Raw genomic sequence first — 24,359 nt, 5'->3', positions numbered from 1 at the left:
AACAAAATATGCCTTACATTACGTCATTTGATTAACGACAAATCTACTGTAATTTAATTTATTAATGTATATTCTGAATCAAACATGTTTAATAATATTTCTATTTGCGATGTATTCAATTTAAGTGACAGTACTGTGTGATGACCGCCGCCTTCTTCAATCCAACGTTTCACGCCTTGTTCTAATGATGGTTTAACATCCCATAACACTCTAGCTACTGGTAAGTTAGGTGCAGGTTCATCTAATTGTTTAGCAGTAATTTCATTCACAATAAACTTGAAGTGTGTACCAAGATCCATCATTGTGACAACTACGCCGTCGCCTGCTTTTCCATCGAATACTAATCTTGCTGGATCTTCTTTACCACCTATACCTAGGGGATTTACAACGATTTTAGGTTTCGTATTTGCTAGTGTTGGATCAACTTCCAACATATGTGCACCTAGAATATGTGATTGATGACTTCTTAAGTCGTACGTGTAATCTTCCATGAACCCTGTTGCTTCATTTTCTGCAGCAATTTTAAGTAAGCGGTCTAAAGCAGCAGTCTTCCAATCGCCTTCACCTGCAAAGCCGTAACCTTGTTCGTTAAGTCTTTGTACTGCTAAACCTGGTAATTGTTTCATGCCATGTAAATCTTCAAAGTTAGAAGTAAAAGCAGTATATCCACCGTCATCTAAAAAGCGTTTAATCGCAATTTCATATTTGATTTGTTCTTTAACAGAAGCATTAAATGCGTCTTCACTGTACGCTCTGTAATCAAAGTCATATAAATCTTCATATGATTTAAATAATTGATCTACTTCAGAATCTGTTACTTGATTCACATATTCTACTAAATCACCTATACCAAAATAATCTACAGTCCAACCGTATTGGATTTGTGCTTCGATTTTATCCCCTTCAGTAACAGCTACATTACGCATGTTGTCACCAAATCTTGCAACTTTTAAGTTAAAGCTTTCATTATAAGCATTGGCTACAACCATCCATTCGCTTAATTGTTTTTGTACACTTTCATCTTTCCAATGTCCAAAAATGATTTCATTTTTCTTATTAAGACGGCGGTTAATATAACCGTATTCTCTATCTCCATGCGCTGATTGATGTAAATTCATATAATCCATATCAATGTTTTCCCATGAAATATCATTGTTGTATTGAGTTGCTAAATGTAACAATGGTTTTTGTAATAATTTAGTACCTCTAATCCACATTTTCGCTGGTGAAAATGTATGCATCCATGTAATAACGCCTAAAATATCATCACGATAATTCGCTTCTTTCATAATATCTGTAATAACATCTGCAGAAATTGCTAATTTCGTTTGTAATTCAATTTCAAACGGTAATTGTGCCTGCGCGTTTAATTCGTCCGTAATATTTTGTGCATTTTGTTTAACTTGTGCGAGTGCATCATCACCATAGAGTTCTTGTGATCCAATCACAAACCAGAATTTTTTTGTTGTAGCCATTTTATTTCCTCCTTAGTTTTGTCCGTAATAGGCATTAGCGCCGTGTTTTCTTTCAAAGTGTTTATCAAGTACTGCTTTAGGTAATGTTTCAGCGAATGGATTTAATTGTCTTGTGAAGATATTCATCTTACATACTTCTTCTAACACTACTGCGTTCATCACAGCTTTTTCGCAATTATCTCCCCAAATAAATGGTGCATGACCATGCAATAATACTGCAGGTACTTCATGTGGGTTAATATTTTTTTCTTTAAATGTTTCAACAATGACATTGCCTGTTTCATACTCATAATCTTTATTGATTTCTTCAGTCGTTAAAAATCTAGCACACGGAATTTCGCCGTAGAATGTATCAGCATGTGTTGTTCCCATAGCTGGCACGTTTAATCCTGATTGCGCCCACGTTGTTGCCCATGGTGAATGCGTATGTACGACACTGCCAATATCACCAAATTCTTTATAAAGGACAGCATGCGTTGGCATGTCTGAAGAAGGTTTTAAATCTCCTTCAACCACTTCACAATCTAAATTACAAACCACCATATCTTCTGGTTTCATGACATCGTAATCTACGCCACTCGGCTTTATAACAAATAATTGTGATTCTGCATCAAAGGCACTCACGTTACCCCATGTATATTTAATCAATCCTCGGTTTGGCAACTCTAAATTTGCTTTATAAACTTCAGCTTTTAACGCTTCTAACATGTTATTTGCCTCCTAAATACTTAACTATCGATTGTTCTATAGGTAAACCTTTTTTAACTTTTTCTACATAGTTATTAAAGTTAATCACTTCTTGTTCTGCTGGTTCCACAGTTACTTCTTCTGTGTTTAAAAATACAACTTCATTTAAAAATGTAGCTAAAGGTTTTTGAGATTCTTGTGCGCTATAGTAAGCTAAAACACTGACACCCCACGCGCCACCTTCACTTGCCGTATCCATTACGGTAATTTTATTTTCAAGTGCTGATGATAATACTTGCTGTGCGACACCTTTCGTTTTAAAAATACCGCCATGTGCTATTAATTTATCTATGTTAATCGATTCATTATTTTTCAATAAATCCATTCCAATTTTTAAAGTACTGAACGCACTATATAAATGCATTTTCATAAAATTAGCTAAATTGAAATTATAGTTTGGTTCACGTACAAATAATGGATAACCTGTCTCTACGTCTGTGATGTTTTCGCCTGAAACATAGTTGTATGAAAGTAAGCCACCAATGTTGTCATCACTTTCCAATGAACGCTCGAATATTTGTCCGTACAACTCATCTGATGAAAAATCAACACCCACGACACTTAATACTTCGCCAAATATGTTCATCCAATCATTAATATCAGAAGTACAGTTATTGGTGTGAATCATTGCTACTTCACTACCATCGGGCGTTGTTACTACATCAATTTCCGGGTACATACCTTTTAATGCATCAGATAATACAACCATTGCAAACGCACTAGTACCGGCTGATATATTACCTGTATTCTGCGCTACTGTATTCGTTGCTACCATACCAGTACCAGCATCACCTTCTGGAGGGCACATCACGCTACCAGCTTCAAGATTTCCTGAAGGATCTAATAATGTTGCACCATCACTTGTAAGACGACCACCATTTTCACCTGCCAATTTAATTTCAGGTAATATAGTTTCTACTGACTTTGCAAATCCTTTACTTTCAAATAAGTCATTGGCTTTATTTAATAAATCTGACCTATACGTTTTGTTGTTAACATCTATTGGGAACATGCCTGAAGCCTCGCCAATACCGACAACTTTTTCACCAGTTAAGTACCAATGTACATATCCAGCTAACGTTGTTAAATATTCAATTTGATTCACATGGGCTTCTTTATCTAATATGGCTTGATATACATGCGCAATACTCCAACGTTCTGGAATATTAAATTGAAACGCTTCGCTAAGTAACGTAGCTGCCTTTGCTGTATTACCATTTCTCCAAGTTCTAAATGGTACAAGTAAATCTTCATTATGATCAAACGCTAGATAACCATGCATCATACCGCTGATACCAATCGACTTCACTTGTTTTAATGTTAAATTATGTTTTTCTTTCATTTCTGTTGTCATTGCATTATAACTTTTCTGTAAACCGACCCAGATATCATTAATTGAATATGTCCAATATCCATCTACGAATTGGTTTTCCCATTCAAAATGTCCAGATGCTACTGTATTCAAATGCTGATCAATTGCTACGGTTTTAATTCTTGTAGAACCAAGTTCAATACCAATCGATATATCTTCACTACTTAATGCTTTCTTCAAACCATCCATTTCCAACACTCCTATTGAAACCGTTTTCAAGTATACTTTATAATATTTGTCCGTACATGTCAACATTTATTATTTTGTGTCCGTACATGTTTCTAGGAATAAAAAGACTCAAACCAATAGCGTGATTGATTTGAGCCTGCTTTTATATTTTTTTTACAGAATTACGTTCGATAATATATGTATCGATAAGTTGTGACGTTTGGTTTTTTTCTGTATCTATCGCGTTAATCATCCATTCTGCTGCTTTTCTACCAAGTAATTCTTGGGGATGTGACGTTGTAGTCAAATCCATCTCACTCAATTTACTTAGTACTGAGTTATCTTCGCCAACCACAGATAAATCGCTTGGTATCTGCACGTTTCGCTGTTTCAATCTTTGGATAACCTCGTAAGCAATTTCATCGTTATAACAAACTAAGCCAGTGATATTAATCTTTTTATCACAAACATGCTGAACAATTTGTTCGATGACTTGTGGCTTACTTTCGGTATCGAATGTATAAATATGTTCACCTTTAAAAAGAATATGATTACTTTCAAAAGCATTAAAATAACCCTTCATTCTTAATTTACCTTGGTTATCGTCTATTTTTGTGATTAAAGCAATATTTTCATGTCCTTGATCTATTAAATATTTTGTTGCTAAATAGCCAGATTTCACATCATCGATTGCGATATAAGGTAAATTCAACTCATCATACTTAGCATTAATCATTAAAATCGGAATATCTCGCTGTTTGAATAATGAATAATAGGACAAGTTCGGGTTATAGACATTACTCTTAGTAGGTTCTATAATAAGTCCCGTCACACCTTGATTCAGCATCATCTCTAAACATTTACGTTCTTCCTCATGATTATTATTCGTACTTGCTAATATTAAAGAATAGCCATGTTTTTTTAATACATTCTCAATGCCTCGAATAATACTCGGGAAAATATAATCCGATAAGTAAGTCACGATTACGCCTATTTTTTTAGTTTCATTGTTCTGATTTGTATTTAAGTAATTGTAACTCACATATGATCCAGAACCTTTTTTCTTTTTAATGTATCCTTCTTTGACTAATAAATCCATTGCTTGTCTGATTGTATAGCGACTTAAATTATATCTATCCTGAAATTGCTTTTCTGTAGGTAAGAGCATTCCAACTTGATAGCTTTTGTTAATTATTTTTTCTTTAATTTCGTCCGCTACAATTTGATATTTTGGCTTATTCATAATCGAAAATCTCCTAGTCTCACCAATTTGTCTTAATACCGCATATTATAGCATACGTCATATTTATTCAATGAATCAAATTTTAAGAAAAATTGAATTTCAACGCTAAATTCATCACATAATCTTAAGCATTTACGTACTTATTTAAACGTCGTATTTTATACTACATTCTCTCTTTAAAAACTACTGTAACACCATTGAAACGTCACTCACTAAAATCTTTTGACTTATGAATTAACTGTTGTTATATTAAAATTAAGAAGGAGATATGCGTGAACATACCTCACTCACAGACCCGTTAAAATACGGTGGCTTTTTAATTAATGTCAAAATAATGTTCCAACATTTATTAGCCTAAAGTTGGAACGTTATTTTTTTTGGCTATTACAAACTAATATGAGTCCAATGATTGTTAACACAACCTTTATGATTTCATAGTCAGTCATTTACCCCCTTTTTATGAGTAAAAATAAAATAGCGTTTTAAAGGCTCTAGTCCCTCTACAAAAGCCTCCATGTAGGAATTAAAATATATAATAAAATCTTTTGACTTATGAATTAACTGTTGTTATATTAAAATTAAGAAGGAGATATGCGTGAACATACCTCCCTCACAGACCCGTTAAAAAGACGGTGGCTTTTGGTTAAAATAACCTTAACTTGTCCAAAGTTGGAAGGTTATTTTTTTTGGCTATTACAAACTAATATGAGTCCAATGATTGTTAACACAACCATTATGATTTCATAATCAGTCATCTTCTATCCTTTCTAGGAGGAGAGACCAAAATCATAGGCATCACCCCATTTTTTATGAGATTAGCCACCTTTATTCCAACTTGTCTGTAAAAATATTTTACTACATGAACTGCTTCACTCCTATCTTTTCTTCACTTTTTGAAAAATTTAACTATCCCTATATGAATCATTCTAATGAAGTCTTAAAACGTCTCTATGTAAGCTTTTAAAAATATAATAAAATCTTTTGACTTATGAATTAACCGTTGTTATATTAAAATTAAGAAGGAGATATGCGCTAACATACCTCCCTCACAGACCCGTTAAAAAGACGGTGGCTAGACAAAGTGAAAACAACGTCCCAACATTTATCTGCCTAAAGTTGGAACGTTATTTTTTTTGGCTATTACAAACTAATATGAGTCCAATGATTGTTAACACAACCATTATGATTTCATAATCAGTCATTTTCTATCCTTTCTTGAAGTAGAGACCAAAACCATAGGCATCACCCCATTTTCAATGAGATTAGCCACCTTTATTCCAACTTGTCTGTAAAAATATTTTACTACACGCTCTGCCTCACTCCTATCTTTTCTTCACTTTTTGAAAAATTCCTCTCAAAATATAAAACGTTTTCATTTTATTAATAAGAAATTGATACATTTTACTTTGTACATGGTACGCTATAATTAATAAAAATATTACTTATTATATTAAATGGATAGATTGTATAAGGAGTGAACTTGGATGAAAAAAGTTTCTATCAAAGATGTAGCTAAAGCAGCAGACGTGTCTTTGACTACGGTCTCGCAAATTTTAAATAAAAAAAGTAACCGTTTTTCAGAGGAAACAGTAAACAAAGTCATTGCTGCTAAAGAGCGATTAGGCTACTTCCCTAATAAAAATGCGCAACAATTACGTGGTAGCAATACAAAATTAATCGGTGTGCTATTACCAAATTTAACTAATCCATTCTTTTCCACGATGATGCAAACTATGGATGATCATAAACCAGATGATGTCGATCTATTCTTCTTAACCACAAAGGAAGATAAAATCGAAGAAGGTATTATGCATCTTGTCGAACGAGGCATGGATGGTCTGATTATTGCGCAGATGATTAAGAACCCGTCTCGTTTAAATCAATATTTATTAAATCATAATATTCCCTATATCGTACTAGATCAAAGTGATGACCATGGATTTACAGATATCGTAAAAACAAATGAACGCAATGGTGGTGAACTTGCAGCCGCACATCTTATTGATTACGGCCACACGCACATTTCAATCATTCAACCTTATAATTTAACGAGTAATATGAAAGCAAGAACAGATGGTTTCATCAAATATTGTGAAATGCATGAGATACCATCGCCTATAATTATCGAAACCCCTTTAAATAAAGAAGGTGGATTTGCAGTCATCGATGAGATTATAAAATCCAAATCCAGTGCTATTTTTGCAACGAATGATGAGATGGCTATTGGTATTATGCGTGGTCTCGCTGATAAAGGGGTTCGCGTGCCACACGATATTTCAGTAATTGGGTTTGATGATATAGATATTGCAAAGTATCTTGTTCCTTCCCTTACAACAGTTGCACAACCGATTAAAGAAATAGGCGAGTCAGCATTATCTTTAATCACGCATAAGCTAATACAAAATGATGCAACTTTACATAATGTTGCTTTACATAATGAGTTAATTATTAGAGAAACAACGCAATATTTTAAAAAATAAAACACACATAATATAAGACCAAATGATATGTCATTGATGCTTAATTCGAGTTAGCAGTAATCAATTTTCAGTTTATCATTTAGGTCTTATATTTTTTTGCATGAATGAAAGCGTGTACAAAAATATAAATTGATGTTACTATGACGTAGTAAAACGTTTTACTAAATCGTTTTACCTAAAAATTATCACTACATAAATATATATAGAGGTGTCTTATGGATATTATAGCAATTTTAATTGGACTTGGACCATTACTAGGTTGGGGGCTATTCCCTACCATCGCATCTAAATTTGGTGGTCGACCAGTTAACCAAATATTTGGTGCAACAGTAGGAACGTTGATTTTCGCATTATGTTTCGCATTCATTCAAGGTATCGATTTCCCAACAGGAATGAATCTTATATTTTCATTGATCTCAGGTGTTGGTTGGGGCTTTGGACAAATTATTACTTTTAAAGCATTTGGTCTAGTCGGTTCTTCTAGAGCTATGCCAATCACAACCGCATTTCAACTTTTAGGTGCATCTCTGTGGGGCGTTTTCGCATTAGGTGATTGGCCAGGAGTAACAAATAAAATTATCGGATTCGCTGCCCTACTTGTTGTACTCATTGGTGCATATATGACAGTTTGGAGTGAAAAATCAGGACAACAGCATAATAAGAAATTAAGAAATGCAGTTATTTTACTACTTATAGGTGAAATAGGTTATTGGGCCTACTCTGCAGCACCTCAAGCAACTAATATCAGTGGCATGGAAGCATTCTTACCACAAGCAATGGGTATGGTGCTTGCTGCAGTCATTTATGCATTTATGAATATGAAACAAGGCAATGCTTTCTTAGAGAAAGTCAGCTGGAAACAAATTATTTCAGGATTATTCTTTGCATTTGGTGCATTAACATACTTAATTTCTGCTCAGTCAGATATGAATGGATTAGCGACAGGATTTATACTGTCACAAACATCAGTAGTGTTAGCGACGTTAACAGGTATTTATTTCTTGAATCAGAGAAAAACATCAAAAGAACTTATCGTTACTATTATTGGACTTGTGATCATATTAATAGCAGCAGCAGTTACAGTATTTATTAAATAAAGTATAAGATGGGAGATTTAATTATGAAAAAAACAAAGGTATTAAATAGTCATGTATCACATGCAATTGCAACATTGGGGCATTTTGATTTAATAACAATTAATGATGCGGGTATGCCGATTCCAAATGACGAACGTCGTATTGATTTGGCGATTACTAAAGATTTACCACGCTTTATCGATGTTTTAGAGAACGTGTTATCAGAAGTTGAAGTTCAAAAAATATTTCTTGCAGAAGAAATTAAAACGCAAAACGCTGACCAACTTAAACAAATCAAATCATTAATTGGTGACAATGTAGAAATTTCATTTATTCCACACGAAGAAATGAAACAAAATTTAAATCATTCACTAACAAAAGCTAATGTTCGTACAGGGGAAACGACACCATTTTCAAATATTGCACTTGAATCTAACGTGACATTTTAAAGAAAAAAGGAGAATATACTATGACAAATAAAGTTGTAATTATTGGTTCTACCAATGTAGATAAAATTTTAAACGTAGATCGTTTTGTTAAACCGGGAGAAACGTTACATCTTCAAAATGCTCAAAAAATTTATGGTGGCGGTAAAGGCGCAAATCAAGCACTTGCAACTGCACGCTCAAATGCCCAAACAACTTTTATTTCTAAGATTGGAACTGAAGGCGACGCAGATTTCATGTTAGAAGATTTTGAACAAGCGCATATGAATACAGACTACATCATGACAACAGATACTGCTCAAACAGGTCAAGCATTCATAACAATTGATGCTAATGGTCAGAATACAATTTTAGTTTATGGTGGCGCAAATATGGAATTAAATGACACAGATGTAAATAAAGCAGCTGACGCGATTGCAGAAGCTGATTACATTATTGCTCAACTTGAAGTGCCTGTACCTGCGATTATTAGTGCTTTTAAAATTGCTCGTGAAAACAATGTCACTACCATTTTAAATCCAGCTCCAGCAAGTGAATTGTCTAAGGATTTACTTACTTTAACTGATATTATTGTGCCAAACGAAACAGAAGCAGAATTATTAAGTGGTATCCCGGTTACAGATCGTTCATCAATGCATCAAAACGCAGAATACTTTTTATCTTTAGGTATGAAAGTTGTCATTATCACACTTGGCGAGCAAGGGACTTATTACGCAACAGCAAATTCTGCTGGTTTAATACCTTCGTTTAAAGTGAAAGCAGTTGATACAACAGCAGCAGGTGATACTTTTATCGGTGCACTAGCAAGTCGTCTCAATATGACAGACTTTAATATAGAAGAAAGTATTACTTACGCAAATAAAGCAGCTTCGCTTACAGTCCAAGTTGAAGGCGCTCAAAAATCAATTCCATTAGAACAAGATGTATTGAAAGCTTAAAGATATACTACTTATTTTATGCATCATCAGATAGTTCATAATCATTGCACATAAATAAAGGCGGTTCTCATTATTCTGAGAACCGCCTTGTTCATTTATTTATATTTATTTACAAGTGCTTTAGGAAGATGACAGTAATCATCAGGGAATCTTGTTAGTCTATCTTGATTTTCTTCTGCACTTTTCACGTAATTTGTCAGTGGTAATACTTCTGTTGCAATCAGATGATGGTCTTCAATTGCGTCTATAAACGCTTGCGCCTCTTTTAAATGCTTGGCGTCTTCGCTGTATAATCCTGTTCTATATCTTAAGCCAACATCTTCACCTTGCTTGTTTACACTATAAGGATCAATAATTTCAAATAGGTATCCCATTAAGTCTGTAACTGTTACTTTTTCTGGATCAAATGTTGTCTTAATGACTTCTACATAACCATCATATTCTCCATCGAGTGTATCTGTAATACCGTTTGCCCTACCGCCTTCTGTATCTGCGACGCCAGGCAAAGTTTTAACAAAGGCTTGTACACCCCATAGACATCCGCCTGCCAAGTATACCGTTTCCATTTACATCTCTCCTTTTTCTACTAACAATTATCAATTCAGTATAGTAATAACCACATCTATTTGCAATTACTTATAGTTTAGCGCTTTCAAAGGTATATGATTGATTTTTTGTCAAAAGGGAAAACATTAAAGTAGTACACAAGGAGGAATTACATGCCTAAAGTTGAAGAAAGAATGTTAGAAGATATCGAAGAAAAACCTTCAAGATCACAAAGCGATTTAAGCTCTGAAAAAGAAATGCAGCAAAATGCCTTTGAAAGATTAGGCAAAGACGTCGTAATCATCGAAACTTTAGCAATTATGAACATCATTTTTGCTATAAGTACAATTGGCTTAGTGGCTGCACTTGTTTGCACAAACAAAAAGAAATAAGTTCATCATAGCTACTTCTAAATTTTAAGAAGTATAAAATAAATGCTATACACCTATGCTCTTTTCATGGTTATCACTTTTAAAGTGACGGCTTTGAGAAGAGCATATTTACTTTTCTATTTCTTAGAATGTACTTTTCATATATAATAAAAATATTGCACTAATTTAAATTAATAAATTGAATATTATCCTTTTTTTGTTATAATGCAATAAGGAGAATTTTGTTCTTTTACTCGAAATAATGAGTAAGTAAATTATAAATGAAGCATCACACTGCTTCAACACAACCAACCACTTCAACCATAAATTTTATATTAATAATAATGAAAAGAATAGATTAGAGGAGAATCGAATTATGGATTATAGAGTATTATTGTATTATAAATATACAACACTTGATGACCCCGAAACTTTTGCCACGGAGCATTTAGAATTTTGTAAGGATTTAGAACTTAAGGGTCGTATTTTAGTATCTACAGAAGGTATCAATGGTACTGTATCTGGAACAGTCGAAGCTACTGATAAATATATGGAACAATTGAAATCAGATGAAAGATTTAAAGGGATTACTTTTAAAGTTGATGAAGCTGAAGGACATGCTTTCAAAAAAATGCATGTACGTCCAAGAGAAGAAATTGTTGCACTAGATTTAGAAGATGACGTTGACCCAAGAGAATTAACAGGAAATTACTTATCACCACAAGAATTTAGAGAAGCTTTATTAGCTGATGATACTGTAGTCATTGATGCAAGAAATGATTACGAATACGATTTAGGTCATTTCCGTGGTTCAGTTCGCCCTGATATCACGAGATTTAGAGACCTACCTGATTGGATTAAAGAAAATAAAGAGCAATTCATGGACAAAAAAATTGTCACTTATTGTACTGGCGGTATCCGCTGTGAAAAATTCTCTGGTTACTTATTAAAAGAAGGCTTTGAGGATGTTGGCCAACTTGAAGGCGGTATTGCTACTTACGGTAAAGATCCAGAAGTAAAAGGTGAATTATGGGACGGTAAAATGTACGTCTTTGATGAACGTATTAGTGTAGAAGTTAACCAAGTAGATAAAACAGTTGTGGGCAAAGAATGGTTCGATGGTACGCCATGCGAACGTTATATCAACTGTAGCAATCCAGAATGTAACAAACAAATTCTTGTTTCTGAAGAAAATGAAGAACGTTATTTAGGTGCTTGTACACACGAATGTGCAACTCACGAAAATAATCGTTATGTAAAAAAACATGACATTAGCGAAGAAGAAAAAGCAGCACGCTTGGAAAACTTCAAAAATCTTGTAAGCCAATAAATAATATAAAACACTGTTATGCATGATGCATAACAGTGTTTTATTTATCGTTTCACTCGTGTTATCAAACTTTCTACTAACCCTTCAATACTCTATTAATAACTTCTATATTTTTGTCAATTATGTTTTTGTCACCATTAAACCAAATTGGTTTCATGCCTACATTAAGTGAACCAGAAACATCATTTTCCCAAGAATCTCCTACAAATATTGTATGTTCAGGTTTGATATTTAGCATATGAGTCACTTTTAAAAAAGCAGCACTATCAGGCTTTTCACTTCCAATATCTTCAGATATAAATATATTACTTTCAAAAACCTTATTTAATTCTAAACGCGCTATCTTAGTCGTTTGTTCTAAATTTTTCCCGTTAGTTAATATACCTATATTCACCCATTTTTTAATTTATTAAGGTGATCATTTAATATTATATTAGGTTTAATATGTTGAATAATAATGTCAAAAAATGCTAAGAAATATTCATGAGCTTCTTTCGTTGTAATATTTTTCTTAAAATATTTTAAGCTTTCAATTAATCGTAGTTGCCTAAGTTCATCTAAAGTTATCTCTCCACGACTATGTTCCGACCAAAATTTTTTATCGTAATAAGTATAAATTTTCAGGAATTCATCATATGCAATATCTTCTGCATATGATGAATTCCTGAAAATTTGTTTATTCGCAATTAACCATAAATCATTGAAAGGAAATAAAGTATTATCTAAATCAAATAATACTAATTCTGCATTTTTAATTAAAAACCCCTCCTTAAGAGTAATTAACGTCGTTACATAATAATTATAAACCGCATTTTCACTTTTACTATGATAACTTTTTAACAAAATTATGAATTTTAAAGCTTGCTCTCCATAAATTTAATTCCTTTATGCGTGCAAACTAAAAATATTATATGTGCAATAGTCCAACAGATATAACCTGTATAATGAAATTGAAAAATTGGGCTAACTGCCATATAAATTAATAATGGATACAGTGCTAAAAATGAAATCATGGCACAAATTAATGCCATATAATAATAATCCCCCCACTTTTTATAAATAAAATAGAGTGAAGCATAAAGTGAAATTGTAATACCTACATGAATTAAAAATTCCAAAATAACATTTGAAGCATTGTCATCTATTAAAAAATCTATATTCAGTAATAATGCCGTTAAGTGCATCGATTTAAATAAATCGAATAATAAAGTAGTCAAAAATAATATAATTGCTAACGTCAAAACTACGATTAAATGTGCTAAAAGTTTTTTCATAATATCATATTATTCCCTTACACCCATTCGTTAATCAACTTTTAAAATAAATTTACTTACATATAAAAATCCCTGCCTCTACATGTGTAGAAACAGGGATTAGTTTATTCACTGAACTATATTTAATTTTAATTAGATATTACTGCTTATATTATGCAGTAACCCATTGTGAAGCACCTTCAGATTCGTAAAGATCCATTGCTGCTTGATCTTGTACTGATTCTGGAGCTTCAGTTGGTGATTGACCTTGGTATTCTTCAGGTGCTACTGAATCCCAAGTACTTTGTAAGAATTGGTATTTACCTGCTGCACCTGATGAAGGGTTAACAGCTTTAAGGTCGCCACCTGATTCACGTTCAGCAATTCCTTTTAAGTGATCATTAACTTCTACTGATGAACCACTTGAAGCTTCACTTGAGCTTGACTCATTTGAACTTTCTGAAGATTGAGTTGAAGCTGCTTCTTGTTGTGGTTGTTGAGTTTCTTCAGTTTGTGGAGCTGATTGTTCAGTTGGTTGCTCAGCAGTTGCTTGTTGTGCTTGCTCTTGTTGTGGTTGAGCTTGTTGTTGACCACTATTAGTTGAAGCTTGTTCTGATGAACCATTTGAACCTTCACCATAGCTCCAAGTAAAGTTTGTACCATCTGATTGGAAGTTATAATTTACGCCATCTTGAGTAAAGTTATGATTATATGAACCCTCTTGTACGGGTGCTTGATTTAATTGTTCAGAGTTTGATTGAGCTTGTTGCGCTAATTGTGCTTGGTCTAGGTTTTGTTCTGAAGCGTCAGCTGAATTTCCTGCTGCTGCTCCTGTTACGCCTAATCCTACTGCTAAAGTTGATGCAATTACTGTTTTTTTCATTATTAATAATCCTCCTAAGAGATAATTTCCATTTTATAGTTTTAAAATTAATTCGTAATTTCAATCATCGCTAAGACGATTTACTTTCCTCAATTAATTTACAAGACCTACTGTAACATCTATAAATAGCTCGTGGGTTACAGTGAAGTTAAAAAAACAATCGACTTTTTACACTCCCATTACACTAAAAATCTTAATAATTTCCAGAAAATTCAACCAAAATCCTCTCATGATAGTTCATAAATAGAATGCTTGGCTTTACCTTTATGTAATCTCTATGTAATTAGTGTGACAACGGTGTATCTTTACACCAATAGTATACAGTTACTTTTTACTTCATTTTATTTTTATTTCACGTTATTTTAAATACTTTATTTTTTATTCTTACAATATATTTATGTCATTGAATTTATTCTACAATATGATAATATACTATGTTGATATATTTTTAATTATTTTTTAATATTGCGTACTAACTATGTAAAGCATTATATCGATTTGGAGGAGTTCAATGTTGATCAATGTCCTTTATGAGGATAATCATTTACTTATGGTCGAAAAACCTATTAATATACCAGTACAGGCTGATGACTCAAAAGATGAAGATTTATTATCTGTATTAAAAGATTACATTAAAGAAAAATATAATAAACCAGGAAAGGTTTACCTTGGTTTAGTACATCGTCTTGACAGACCAGTCGGTGGTGCTATGGTTTTTGCCAAAACATCTAAAGCTGCATCTCGTTTATCAAATGAATTAAGAAAACAAAACTTTGATAGAACATATTTAGCGGTTGTTCATGGTGCACCTGCAAAAAAACAAGGTGAACTTAAAGATTATCTCTGGAAAGATCGGAATAAAAACATCGTACATGTGGTAGATTCAAGAAAAAAAGAAGCAAAGCAAGCCATCTTAGACTATAAGATGATTCATAATGCTGAAAAGAAAAGTTTAGTCGAAGTACAATTACGAACTGGACGCTCACATCAAATTAGAGTGCAATTTGCGAATCAAAACCTACCATTATATGGAGACCAAAAATATGGACAACATATTAATAAACCTGGTCAACAAATTGCTTTATGGGCATCGCACCTTAGCGTAAAACATCCGACTAAAGATGAAATTATATCTGTAGAATCGATCCCAAGCGAAGGCATCTGGTCACGTTATTTGTAATACTTGCATTGCATTCATACTACACTTGCATTTCCTCGGAAATATTTTAATAACAAAAACAAGCACGATCTAGATTATTATCTAAATCGTGCTTGTTTTATTTATCTCAAATTATTTATTAAATCAAAAAACCTGCCTCTATATTATAGAAGCAGGTTTTGAATACTTTATTTAAAATAATTAATTACTGTTTAAATTATGCAGTAACCCATTGTGAAGCGCCTGCAGTGTTGTAAAGTTCAACTGCTGCTGCATCTTGTACTGATTCAGGTGCTTCTGCTGGAGATACACCTTGGTATGCTGCTGGAGCTACTGAATCCCAAGTGCTTTGTAGGAATTGGTATTTACCTGCTGCACCTGATGAAGCATTGATAGCTGTAATGTCGCCACCTGATTCACGTTGAGCAATTGTTTGTAAATGAGAGTTAACATTTACTGATGAACCACTTGAAGCTTCACTTGAGCTAGATTCTTTTGAAGTAGATTCTTGTTGTGGTTGTTGAGTTGTTTCAGTTTTTGGAGCTTCTTGTTGAGCTGGTTCAGCCGCTTGTTCAGCTGGTGCTGATTGTTGTGCTGGCTCAGCTGGTGCTTCTTGTTGAGCAGGTGCCTCAGTTGAACCTTCAGTTGATCCTCCACCAAAGCTCCAGCTAAAGTTTGTACCATCTGATTCGAAGCTATAGTCTGTACCGTTATGATTAAAGTCTATGTCATATGAACCATCTTGAACAGGTGCTTCATTTAATTGCTCTGGATTTGATTGAGCTTGTTGCGCTAATTGTGCTTGGTCTACGTTTTGTTCTGAAGCGTCAGCTGAATTTCCTGCTGCTGCTCCTGTTACGCCTAATCCTACTGCTAAAGTTGATGCGATTACTGTTTTTTTCATTATTAATAAATCCTCCCAGAAAGATAATTTTCATTTTTTATTTTATACGGTTGAATTTCAATTATTTAATTAAAAAATAATTTACTGCTTCAACCAACTCACAAATAATACTATAACATCCATAAAATGTTTGTAGGTTACAGTCAAATTAAAATATACGCATGTTCATTACATCTAAATTACAGTGAAAAAGTGACTCATAATGAATAAAAAGTGAAGAAAAGCTTTGATGAAAGTCTGTAATCAGATTAATTTATAATATAAACACGTAATATTTATGTAATTTGTTTGTCAATTGTGTACAATTCCACCTTATTTTTCCATTTGCAATTTATTAAAAATCCTATTTGCCCCTTTTTAAGAGTTATTTTACATTAGTTCTATATAAATCATACAAAATAACTAGATAACAAATTAAAAAAACCGTTCAAATTTTCATAATTTGAACGGCCTTCTAGATTCTACTATTTAGATAGTGCTATTTTAATATGTGCTAAGTGATGTTCTTCATGCCAAGATAGTTTTGCAACTTTTTCAGCTACGGTTATCTCGCCACTATCTTTTAACGTAAATGTTTGTGTTAATTGATCTTCATTTAAATTGTTAGCAATTGCTACGATACGTTCGTTCATACCTTCTAGCATCTTAATCGAGCTTTCGATAGGTAAGTCGTTATCCGGCAACATCACCCATTTATCTTGGATAAATGCTGGTACTGTCGGATTATTATCTGTGAGTGCTAACTTCAAACGCTGATACATATTTAATTGAGAGTCAGCAATATGATGTACAAGTTGACGCACTGTCCAACTCCCTGCACGATACTTTGCATTCAACGCTTCATCATCTAATGAATCTACAGTCTCTCTTAAACGTTCAGTATAACCTTCTATTTCTTTCGCCCATTTTTGAATATCATCTAATGTTACTTTATCTGGAATTTCTAATTCTCCTATTGGAAACCTTACATCCATTTAATCACCTTATTATTATTTATTTAAATACCGCACATTGCTCTACATCATTATTATTCTCTGTTTCTGTATAATTAAACATTTTATAAAATACACACAAACTTTTCAGTCATTGTAATGTAGGTTCTCATCCTCTTCTTTTTATTTTCTGCTTAACTAAAGGCATTTTTATGAACTTTTCAATATTATAGTGAGCACGTTTTAGGTATTTGATATTATAAAATTGAAAAAATAAGAAAAGGAGCACTTTAAAGATGAAACAGCATTCAACAAAGAAGAAAAACACCACATTTAAACCGCTTTGGTTAATCATTAGCGTCATTGCGCTTGTGGTTATCATGGTATTACCAACGCCAGATACCTTGCCCTTCATGGCTAAAAGTGCATTAGCTATCTTAATATTCGCCGTTATCTTATGGGTAACTGAAGCAGTCACTTATCCTGTATCTGCAGCGATGATTGTCGGTTTGATTATCTTGCTCTTAGGATTTAGCCCTGTACAAAATTTAACTGAGTCTCTAGGCAATCCACAAACAGGCGGTAAAGTTTTAGAAGGCAGTAGCTTATTCGGTACGACTAACGCATTGAAGCTTGCTTTTAGTGGCTTTTCATCTACTGCTATTGCACTAGTAGCTGCAGCACTGTTTTTAGCTACTGCAATGCAAATTACAAATCTACATAAACGTCTCGCACTCATCGTTCTTTCTATGGTAGGTAATAAGACCAACCGCATCGTTATTGGCACAATTATTGTTGCCATTTTTCTAGCTTTCTTTGTACCTTCAGCAACTGCGCGTGCTGGGGCAGTTATTCCTATTTTGTTAGGTATGGTTACTGCTTTTGGCATTTCTAAAAATAGTAAACTTGCCGCTTTACTTGTCATTACGGCGGTCCAAGCTGTGTCTATTTGGAACGTAGGTATTAAAACGGCAGCCGCTCAAAATATCGTTGCCATCAATTTTATTAATGATCAATTAGGAATAGATATTTCATGGGGGCAATGGTTTCTTTATGCTGGTCCGTGGTCTATCTTGATGTCTATTGCACTTTATTTCATTATGCTAAAAGTAATGCCACCAGAGGTACACGAAATATCTGGAGGCAAGCAACTGATCAAAAAACAATTACATGAAATGGGCCCTGTCACTGCTAAAGAATGGCGTCTCATTGCTATTTCAATTGCATTACTTTTACTTTGGTCTACAGAAAAAGTGTTACATCCGATTGATTCATCTTCTATTATTTTATTAGCGCTAGCAATCATGTTAACCCCTAAAATTGGTATTATGACATGGAAAGAAGCTGAGTCTCGCATTCCATGGGGTACGATTATTGTATTTGGTGTGGGTATCTCCTTAGGTAATGTGTTATTAAAAACAACTGCTGCGCAATGGCTAAGTGATCAAACCTTTGGACTTATCGGCCTTGAACACTATCCATTAGTGATGACGATTGCTTTAATTTCTTTGTTTAATATATTAATTCATTTAGGTTTTGCAAGTGCCACAAGCTTGGCTTCAGCATTAATTCCAGTATTTATTTCACTCACGATGACATTAGATTTAGGAGAGCAGTCTATGGCCTTTGTGCTCATACAACAATTTGTAATTAGCTTTGGCTTCTTACTTCCTGTTAGTTCACCACAATCTATGTTGGCATATGGTACAGAAACATTTACCGTTAAAGATTTCTTGAAAACAGGTATTCCAATCACCGTTATTGGTTACTTACTTATCGTATTATTTAGTTTTACTTACTGGCAATGGATAGGTTTCATTTAAACACTTTTAGTTATCTAAAAAAGCGAACGCGCAATGATTAAAATTGAGCGTTCGCTTATATTTTCATATCTATTTCAACCACTTGCCTGTTTCTAATTAAACGTTTTTCCAAAACCTACAATGATATCTTTATATTGATCTAATGAGTCTACTACGGCATATTCACCATCTCCATGCCACGCATCACCAGAAGGTCCAAATTCAATTGCTGGCACATCAAATCTTGAAAAGTATCTTGTATCTGCAAAGCCATGCTGACCAAAAATATTGGCTTCTTGATTGCCAGTTACAGTTTTGATTTCTTTTACAAGGTGTTGAATATAAGGATTGTCAATTTCATTTTTCACACTAGGACCTGACATATGCACAGCTATTTCATCATCTGTAACACCTTTAATTTGTTCTAGAATGTCATCTTTATCTTGGTTAGGTAAATAACGAATATCAATTGAAAGCGTACATGTATCTGGTACTTTGTTATAGACCTCACCACCAGAAATTTTAGCGAGATTAATCGAGGGGCCATCAAAAATATCTGTAGATTGTTTCGCAAACGGTAAATCAATTATTTTTTCGTATACTTCATACGCTTTTATAATGGCATTGTCACCTTCCCAGGGTCTACTACCATGTGCTGACTTACCGTTTAATTGAATATCAAATTGTAAAAGGCCTTTAGATTGATAGCCAATTCCAATTTGAGTTGGTTCAGCACAAATCACGAAATCACCTAAATAGCCTTGGTCAGTTAAATAAGCAGAACAATTATAGCCACCAATTTCCTCATCTGTGACTAATTGAAGTTGAACACTTGTATCACCTAAATCAGCATCTTGAAGTTCAGTCATTGCAACCATAAATGAAGCGACACCTGCTTTCATATCAGCAGAACCGCGTCCATAAATTTTGCCATCTTTAATTTCAGGATCAAATTGTGCTTCTTTACCACTCACCACATCAACATGTCCATTTAGAATGAGTCGCTTACTACCTTCGCCTACATTACATATAAGCATCTTATAATCATTGTTCGTTATAATTTCAGGTTTGAGTCCCTGTTCTTCTAACCACTGCTTACAATAATCAATGGTTTCATTTGCAACTTCTTGATTAGAACTATCAAAAGTAATTAATTTTTGTAATAAATCCAACGTTTTGCCCATTCAATCTACCCCCTATGCTTATTTGTGCAAAGTATAGTATATTATCTGAATATTGACAAGATTTAAAAATTTTAGTAACATTTGGTTAACACGAAATTGAAAAGGGTTTCAATAATATGATTTTAGTTTTTTCCAAGTGAATAACAACTAAGCAAAGGCGCTTATATCTCAATTAACAAAAATTGAGTATATAGGCGTCTTTTTGCGTATTAAGGGGAGATTATATGACACGTAATTTAAATTATAACTGGGTAAACGGTGAAAAAGTTGAAACAGACAATAGCATCGCCGTCGTTAATCCAGCGAATGGAAACTCAATTGGCAAAGTACCAAGTGTAACTGAGGACATCGTGCAACAAGCAATTGATAGTGCGTCCACTGCTTTTGAAACATGGTCGAATTATACTGCTGAAACAAGGCAAGGTTATTTAGAACAATGGGCAGTCAATTTATTAAATAAACAAGAAGCACTCGCAACGATTATGAGTGAAGAACAAGGCAAACCTTACGCAGAAGCTTTTGGTGAAGTCGGAGTTTGTGCTAAATTCATTCGTTGGTTTGCTGAAGAAGGGAAACGTATTTATGGTGAAGTCATTCCACCTTCATCAGAGAATCAACGCATTTCAGTCACGAAACAACCTGTAGGCGTTTGTGGATTGATTACACCATGGAATTTCCCTGGCGCAATGGTTGCACGTAAAGTGGCACCTGCATTAGCTGCTGGATGTACTGTAATCGTCAAACCATCAAGTGAAACACCAAGAATTGCAATTGCGATTTTCGATGAATTAATGGCAACCGGCATTGATAAAGGAGTCGCAAATATTGTTACTGGCAGTTCTTCAGTCATTTCAGACAAACTATTTGAGGACAAGCGTGTTAGAAAAATGTCGTTCACAGGTTCCACACCAATTGGTAAGAAATTAATGAGTAAAGCTTCTGATCAAGTCAAACGTATCTCGCTCGAACTCGGGGGCAATGCACCAGCGATTGTGTTACCCGATGCCGATTTAGATAACGCTGCAGACGCGATTGTTGATAACAAGTTCGAAAATAGTGGTCAAATGTGTAATGGTATCAACGTTGTACTTGTACACAAAGATGTTAAAGCAGAGATGACACAGAAAATTATCGACCGTGTAAAAACCATCAAAGTCGGCCCAGGTGATCAAGAGGATACGCAAGTAGGACCGCTCATTAATCAAAAAGCGATTGATAAAGTTGAACACTTAGTCGCAGATGCTATGAAACAAGGTGCTCAAGTTGAAACTGGCGGAGATAAAGCTGACATTTCTACATCAAGTCTTTTCTATCAACCTACTGTCATAACAGGAGTTGAACGAACGATGGCTATTGCACAGGAAGAAATATTTGGCCCTGTCGCACCGATTATTACATTCGACGACGAAGATGAAGCGATTGATATTGCAAATGCTTCACCATATGGTTTAGCTGCTTACTTCTTTTCTAATAATATTAATACGGTTTATAAAATCAGTGAAAAATTAGAATTTGGCATGATTGGTGTTAACGGTACTCAATTAAGTGTCCCTCAAGCACCATTTGGCGGTATTAAAGAAAGTGGAATGGGTCGTGAAGGCAGTCACTTTGGATTAGATGGGTTCTTAGAATTGAAATATATTTCATTATCTTTACTTAAATAAACTAATAAGGGGTTGTCATATATGAATAACAATATTAAAGGCAAAAAAGTAACTGGCGATATTACAAAGGAACAATTACTTGAATTAGTTAAATCTGATGATATCGATACACTTATCATGGGCTTTTGTGACATGCAAGGCCGTTTGATGGGGAAACGAATCACGGGTGATTTCATTTTAGAAAATGATATATCTGATGGTACACATTTCTGTAACTACTTGTTAGGTACAAACTTTGAAATGGATACGAACGATAATTTTGAATTTATGAACTGGGACAAAGGTTATGGTGATTATTTAGCTGTGCCTGACTTGAATACTTTAAAAGTGGTGCCTTGGTTAGAACACACTGCGATGGTCTTTTGTGATGTGTATGCCGTAGATGGCAGTGAACCGATTGCAATTGCGCCGCGTAACATTCTCAAACAACAAATTGATAAAGCAGAAGCACAAGGCTTGTCACCACATATGGCAAGTGAACTTGAATTCTACTTATTCAATAATTCATTTGAAGATATTTCGAAACAAGGATACGACAATTTAGAAGCTGCCGGTCATTTAAATGAAGATTATAACTTATTGCAAGGTAGTAAGAATGAACCAATTTATCAAGAAATTAGAAATCAAATGCACTTAATGGGCATTACTATCGAATCTTCAAAAGGTGAAGCGTATAAAGGACAGCACGAAATCAACTTAAAATACTCAGACGCCTTAGATGCTGCTGATCAACATATTATGTTCAAACATGGTATGAAAGAAATCTGTATCCAAAATGATAAATCCGTAACATTCATGGCTAAACCTTACGAAGCATGGACAGGTTCAAGCGGTCATATTCATTTAAGTATGATGAAAAAAGGCACGAAAACGAATGCTTTCTATGCAGGTGATGACGCAGAAGAACCAAAATCTGAAACGATGAAACATTTCTTAGCAGGTATCATTAAATTTACAAGAGATTTTTCATTAATGTTTGCGCCTTACGTAAACTCTTATAAACGTTTTGCGCCTAACTCATGGGCACCGGTAAGTATTGCATGGAGCCAAGACAATCGTTCTGCTGGCTACCGTGTTGTAGGAGAACAAAATGCATTACGCTTTGAATCACGTATTTCAGGTGCAGATATGAATCCATACTTAGCTTACTCTGCTTTAATTGGTGCTGGTTTATATGGTATAGAAAATAAAATCGAACTTACTGATGAACTAGTTGGTAATGCTTATGAACAAGATAATATCGACCGTATCCCATCATCGTTACACGAGGCTATCTTAACTTGGAAAAATAGTGATGTTGTGACAAAAGTCCTTGGTGAAGATGTCGCGAATCATTATTTAGAAGCTGCACAATCAGAACAGAATGACTTCGATTCTTTCGTAACAACTTGGGAACGTTCGCGTTACTTTGAACAAAGCTAAATATACTACTGAGGAGGAAAACGATTATGAGATTACAAGACAAAGTATGTATTATTACAGGTGCTGGCGGTGGCATGGGTAAAGTAGCTGCACAAATGTTTGCAAATGAAGGCGGTAAAATCGCAGTATTCGAAAGAGATGAACAAGCCGGTCAAGCGACTGTGAAGGCAATCACAGATAATGGCGGAGAAGCTTCTTTTTTCAAAGTGGATATTGCTAATGAAGCCAATGTTAAAAATGCGGTCGCCGATACAGTTGAAGCTTATGGAAAAATTGATGTGCTATATAATAATGCTGGCGTCATGCCAGAAGCAGATAATTCTGTCGTCAATACAAGCGAAGACGTATGGGACTTAGTTATGAATATTAATGTTAAAGGTATTTTCTTTATGACGAAATATGTTATTCCAGAAATGGAAAAAAACAACTCTGGATCTATTATTAATATAGCTTCATTTGTTGCAGAAATGGGTTGTTCAGTGCCTCAAGATGCGTACACTGCTTCAAAAGGTGCCGTCGTATCTTTAACGAAATCATTAGCCATTCAATTCCGTCCTAAAGGCATTCGCACAAATGCAATCAGCCCTGGTCCAATTGAAACACCCTTATTAATGGAATGGTTAGTTGCAGATGAAGAAGCTAAAAATGCGAGATTAAACAGACAACCTACTGGAAGATTTGGCAAACCAGAAGATATTGTCAACGCCGCGTTATACTTAGCGTCAGATGAATCGGATTGGACAAACGGTGCAAACATGAACGTAGACGGCGGTATCACTGCAAACTACTTCTAATACCTCTCTATAGAATCAGCCTTTAAGGAAGCAGGAACACGAAATCAAATTCTACATTTTGATTTCATATTCCCGCTTCCTTTTACTGTGTTCTAAATAAATTTCATGACGTGTTTCTTCTATTATATATAGTTATATAATTGAACCATTTTTGTAAAGCGCTGACGCCT

Annotated in this window: 23 protein-coding genes; 11 read left to right on the top strand and 12 right to left on the bottom strand. The window is 34.2% G+C overall.

All coding sequences use genetic code 11. The annotated features are described in order from the left end of the window. Positions 1 to 53: 53 nt before the first annotated feature. The 4 genes from araA to AST02_RS12755 form a co-directional block, all read right to left on the bottom strand. The gene (gene araA / locus AST02_RS12770) at positions 54 to 1,475 is read right to left on the bottom strand and encodes an L-arabinose isomerase (protein WP_069818088.1); all 1,422 of its coding nucleotides are present in this window, start codon (positions 1,473 to 1,475) and stop codon (positions 54 to 56) included. A gap of 12 nt (positions 1,476 to 1,487) precedes the next feature. After that, positions 1,488 to 2,183 (bottom strand): L-ribulose-5-phosphate 4-epimerase, encoded by a 696-nt coding sequence (locus tag AST02_RS12765; protein WP_069818087.1) that lies wholly within the window; start codon positions 2,181 to 2,183, stop codon positions 1,488 to 1,490. A gap of 1 nt (position 2,184) precedes the next feature. Further along, on the bottom strand, positions 2,185 to 3,783 hold the full coding sequence (locus AST02_RS12760) for a xylulokinase (RefSeq protein WP_081333365.1): 1,599 nt from the start codon (positions 3,781 to 3,783) through the stop codon (positions 2,185 to 2,187). Between the two features lie 142 nt (positions 3,784 to 3,925). Then, entirely contained in the window at positions 3,926 to 5,005 is a 1,080-nt protein-coding gene (locus AST02_RS12755; RefSeq protein ID WP_069818085.1) for a GntR family transcriptional regulator, read from the bottom strand. A 1,484-nt stretch (positions 5,006 to 6,489) separates the two neighbouring features. Between AST02_RS12755 and rbsR the strand changes: the two genes are divergently transcribed. From rbsR to rbsK, 4 genes are all read left to right on the top strand, one after another. Next, positions 6,490 to 7,485 (top strand): ribose utilization transcriptional repressor RbsR, encoded by a 996-nt coding sequence (rbsR, locus tag AST02_RS12750; RefSeq protein WP_069818084.1) that lies wholly within the window; start codon positions 6,490 to 6,492, stop codon positions 7,483 to 7,485. A 215-nt stretch (positions 7,486 to 7,700) separates the two neighbouring features. Then, positions 7,701 to 8,582, top strand: a complete 882-nt coding sequence (rbsU, locus tag AST02_RS12745) for a ribose/proton symporter RbsU (RefSeq protein WP_069818083.1) — start codon at positions 7,701 to 7,703, stop codon at positions 8,580 to 8,582. Positions 8,583 to 8,605: 23 nt separating this feature from the next. Next, positions 8,606 to 9,010 carry a D-ribose pyranase gene (gene rbsD / locus AST02_RS12740; protein ID WP_069818082.1) on the top strand — a complete coding sequence of 135 codons (405 nt, stop codon included), beginning with the start codon at positions 8,606 to 8,608 and terminating at the stop codon, positions 9,008 to 9,010. Between the two features lie 20 nt (positions 9,011 to 9,030). Then, positions 9,031 to 9,945, top strand: coding sequence for a ribokinase (gene rbsK, locus AST02_RS12735; protein ID WP_069818081.1), 915 nt, complete (start codon positions 9,031 to 9,033; stop codon positions 9,943 to 9,945). A 95-nt stretch (positions 9,946 to 10,040) separates the two neighbouring features. On the opposite strand, the gene AST02_RS12730 is transcribed toward rbsK, so the two are convergent. Beyond that, entirely contained in the window at positions 10,041 to 10,511 is a 471-nt protein-coding gene (locus AST02_RS12730) for a peptide-methionine (S)-S-oxide reductase (RefSeq protein WP_069818080.1), read from the bottom strand. Positions 10,512 to 10,664: 153 nt separating this feature from the next. Here AST02_RS12730 and AST02_RS12725 point away from each other — a divergent pair, with 153 nt between their 5' ends. Together AST02_RS12725 and trhO are read left to right on the top strand one after the other, a co-directional pair. Next, positions 10,665 to 10,883 (top strand): hypothetical protein, encoded by a 219-nt coding sequence (locus tag AST02_RS12725; RefSeq protein ID WP_069818079.1) that lies wholly within the window; start codon positions 10,665 to 10,667, stop codon positions 10,881 to 10,883. A gap of 355 nt (positions 10,884 to 11,238) precedes the next feature. Beyond that, complete coding sequence (gene trhO, locus AST02_RS12720; protein ID WP_069818078.1) at positions 11,239 to 12,192, top strand: oxygen-dependent tRNA uridine(34) hydroxylase TrhO; 954 nt, start codon at positions 11,239 to 11,241, stop codon at positions 12,190 to 12,192. 76 nt (positions 12,193 to 12,268) lie between these two features. On the opposite strand, the gene AST02_RS14580 is transcribed toward trhO, so the two are convergent. From AST02_RS14580 to AST02_RS12705, 4 genes are all read right to left on the bottom strand, one after another. Further along, the gene (locus AST02_RS14580; RefSeq protein ID WP_256092405.1) at positions 12,269 to 12,586 is read right to left on the bottom strand and encodes an HAD-IA family hydrolase; all 318 of its coding nucleotides are present in this window, start codon (positions 12,584 to 12,586) and stop codon (positions 12,269 to 12,271) included. Further along, positions 12,583 to 13,035: a hypothetical protein gene (locus AST02_RS14575; RefSeq protein WP_226957500.1), complete on the bottom strand. Its 453-nt coding sequence runs from the start codon at positions 13,033 to 13,035 to the stop codon at positions 12,583 to 12,585. Before AST02_RS14575 ends, AST02_RS14580 begins: the two co-directional genes overlap by 4 nt. A gap of 11 nt (positions 13,036 to 13,046) precedes the next feature. Continuing rightward, a complete protein-coding gene (locus AST02_RS12710) occupies positions 13,047 to 13,466 on the bottom strand; it encodes a hypothetical protein (RefSeq protein WP_069818077.1) in 420 nt (139 codons plus the stop codon). 151 nt (positions 13,467 to 13,617) lie between these two features. Further along, positions 13,618 to 14,328: a transglycosylase family protein gene (locus tag AST02_RS12705; RefSeq protein WP_069818076.1), complete on the bottom strand. Its 711-nt coding sequence runs from the start codon at positions 14,326 to 14,328 to the stop codon at positions 13,618 to 13,620. Between the two features lie 511 nt (positions 14,329 to 14,839). Between AST02_RS12705 and AST02_RS12700 the strand changes: the two genes are divergently transcribed. Beyond that, positions 14,840 to 15,508, top strand: coding sequence for an RluA family pseudouridine synthase (locus AST02_RS12700; protein ID WP_069818075.1), 669 nt, complete (start codon positions 14,840 to 14,842; stop codon positions 15,506 to 15,508). Between the two features lie 196 nt (positions 15,509 to 15,704). On the opposite strand, the gene AST02_RS12695 is transcribed toward AST02_RS12700, so the two are convergent. Together AST02_RS12695 and AST02_RS12690 are read right to left on the bottom strand one after the other, a co-directional pair. Further along, positions 15,705 to 16,391: a transglycosylase family protein gene (locus tag AST02_RS12695; RefSeq protein ID WP_069818074.1), complete on the bottom strand. Its 687-nt coding sequence runs from the start codon at positions 16,389 to 16,391 to the stop codon at positions 15,705 to 15,707. Positions 16,392 to 16,855: 464 nt separating this feature from the next. Then, positions 16,856 to 17,365: a YfiT family bacillithiol transferase gene (locus AST02_RS12690; protein WP_069818073.1), complete on the bottom strand. Its 510-nt coding sequence runs from the start codon at positions 17,363 to 17,365 to the stop codon at positions 16,856 to 16,858. Between the two features lie 254 nt (positions 17,366 to 17,619). On the opposite strand from AST02_RS12690, the gene AST02_RS12685 reads away from it, so the two are divergent. Next, entirely contained in the window at positions 17,620 to 19,146 is a 1,527-nt protein-coding gene (locus tag AST02_RS12685) for an SLC13 family permease (protein ID WP_069818072.1), read from the top strand. Positions 19,147 to 19,238: 92 nt separating this feature from the next. On the opposite strand, the gene AST02_RS12680 is transcribed toward AST02_RS12685, so the two are convergent. After that, positions 19,239 to 20,309 carry a M20 family metallopeptidase gene (locus tag AST02_RS12680; protein ID WP_069818071.1) on the bottom strand — a complete coding sequence of 357 codons (1,071 nt, stop codon included), beginning with the start codon at positions 20,307 to 20,309 and terminating at the stop codon, positions 19,239 to 19,241. A gap of 224 nt (positions 20,310 to 20,533) precedes the next feature. Here AST02_RS12680 and AST02_RS12675 point away from each other — a divergent pair, with 224 nt between their 5' ends. The 3 genes from AST02_RS12675 to AST02_RS12665 are packed head-to-tail and all read left to right on the top strand — an operon-like array spanning position 20,534 to position 24,189. Beyond that, the gene (locus AST02_RS12675) at positions 20,534 to 21,973 is read left to right on the top strand and encodes an NAD-dependent succinate-semialdehyde dehydrogenase (protein ID WP_069818070.1); all 1,440 of its coding nucleotides are present in this window, start codon (positions 20,534 to 20,536) and stop codon (positions 21,971 to 21,973) included. 21 nt (positions 21,974 to 21,994) lie between these two features. Beyond that, positions 21,995 to 23,395 (top strand): glutamine synthetase family protein, encoded by a 1,401-nt coding sequence (locus AST02_RS12670; protein WP_081325294.1) that lies wholly within the window; start codon positions 21,995 to 21,997, stop codon positions 23,393 to 23,395. A gap of 26 nt (positions 23,396 to 23,421) precedes the next feature. Then, positions 23,422 to 24,189: an SDR family NAD(P)-dependent oxidoreductase gene (locus AST02_RS12665; RefSeq protein ID WP_069818069.1), complete on the top strand. Its 768-nt coding sequence runs from the start codon at positions 23,422 to 23,424 to the stop codon at positions 24,187 to 24,189. Positions 24,190 to 24,359: the final 170 nt, after the last annotated feature.

It is taken from the genome of Staphylococcus equorum, from assembly GCF_001747895.1.
GTDB classification, from domain to species: domain Bacteria; phylum Bacillota; class Bacilli; order Staphylococcales; family Staphylococcaceae; genus Staphylococcus; species Staphylococcus equorum_A.
This window is presented reverse-complemented; position numbering and strand designations above follow the sequence as displayed.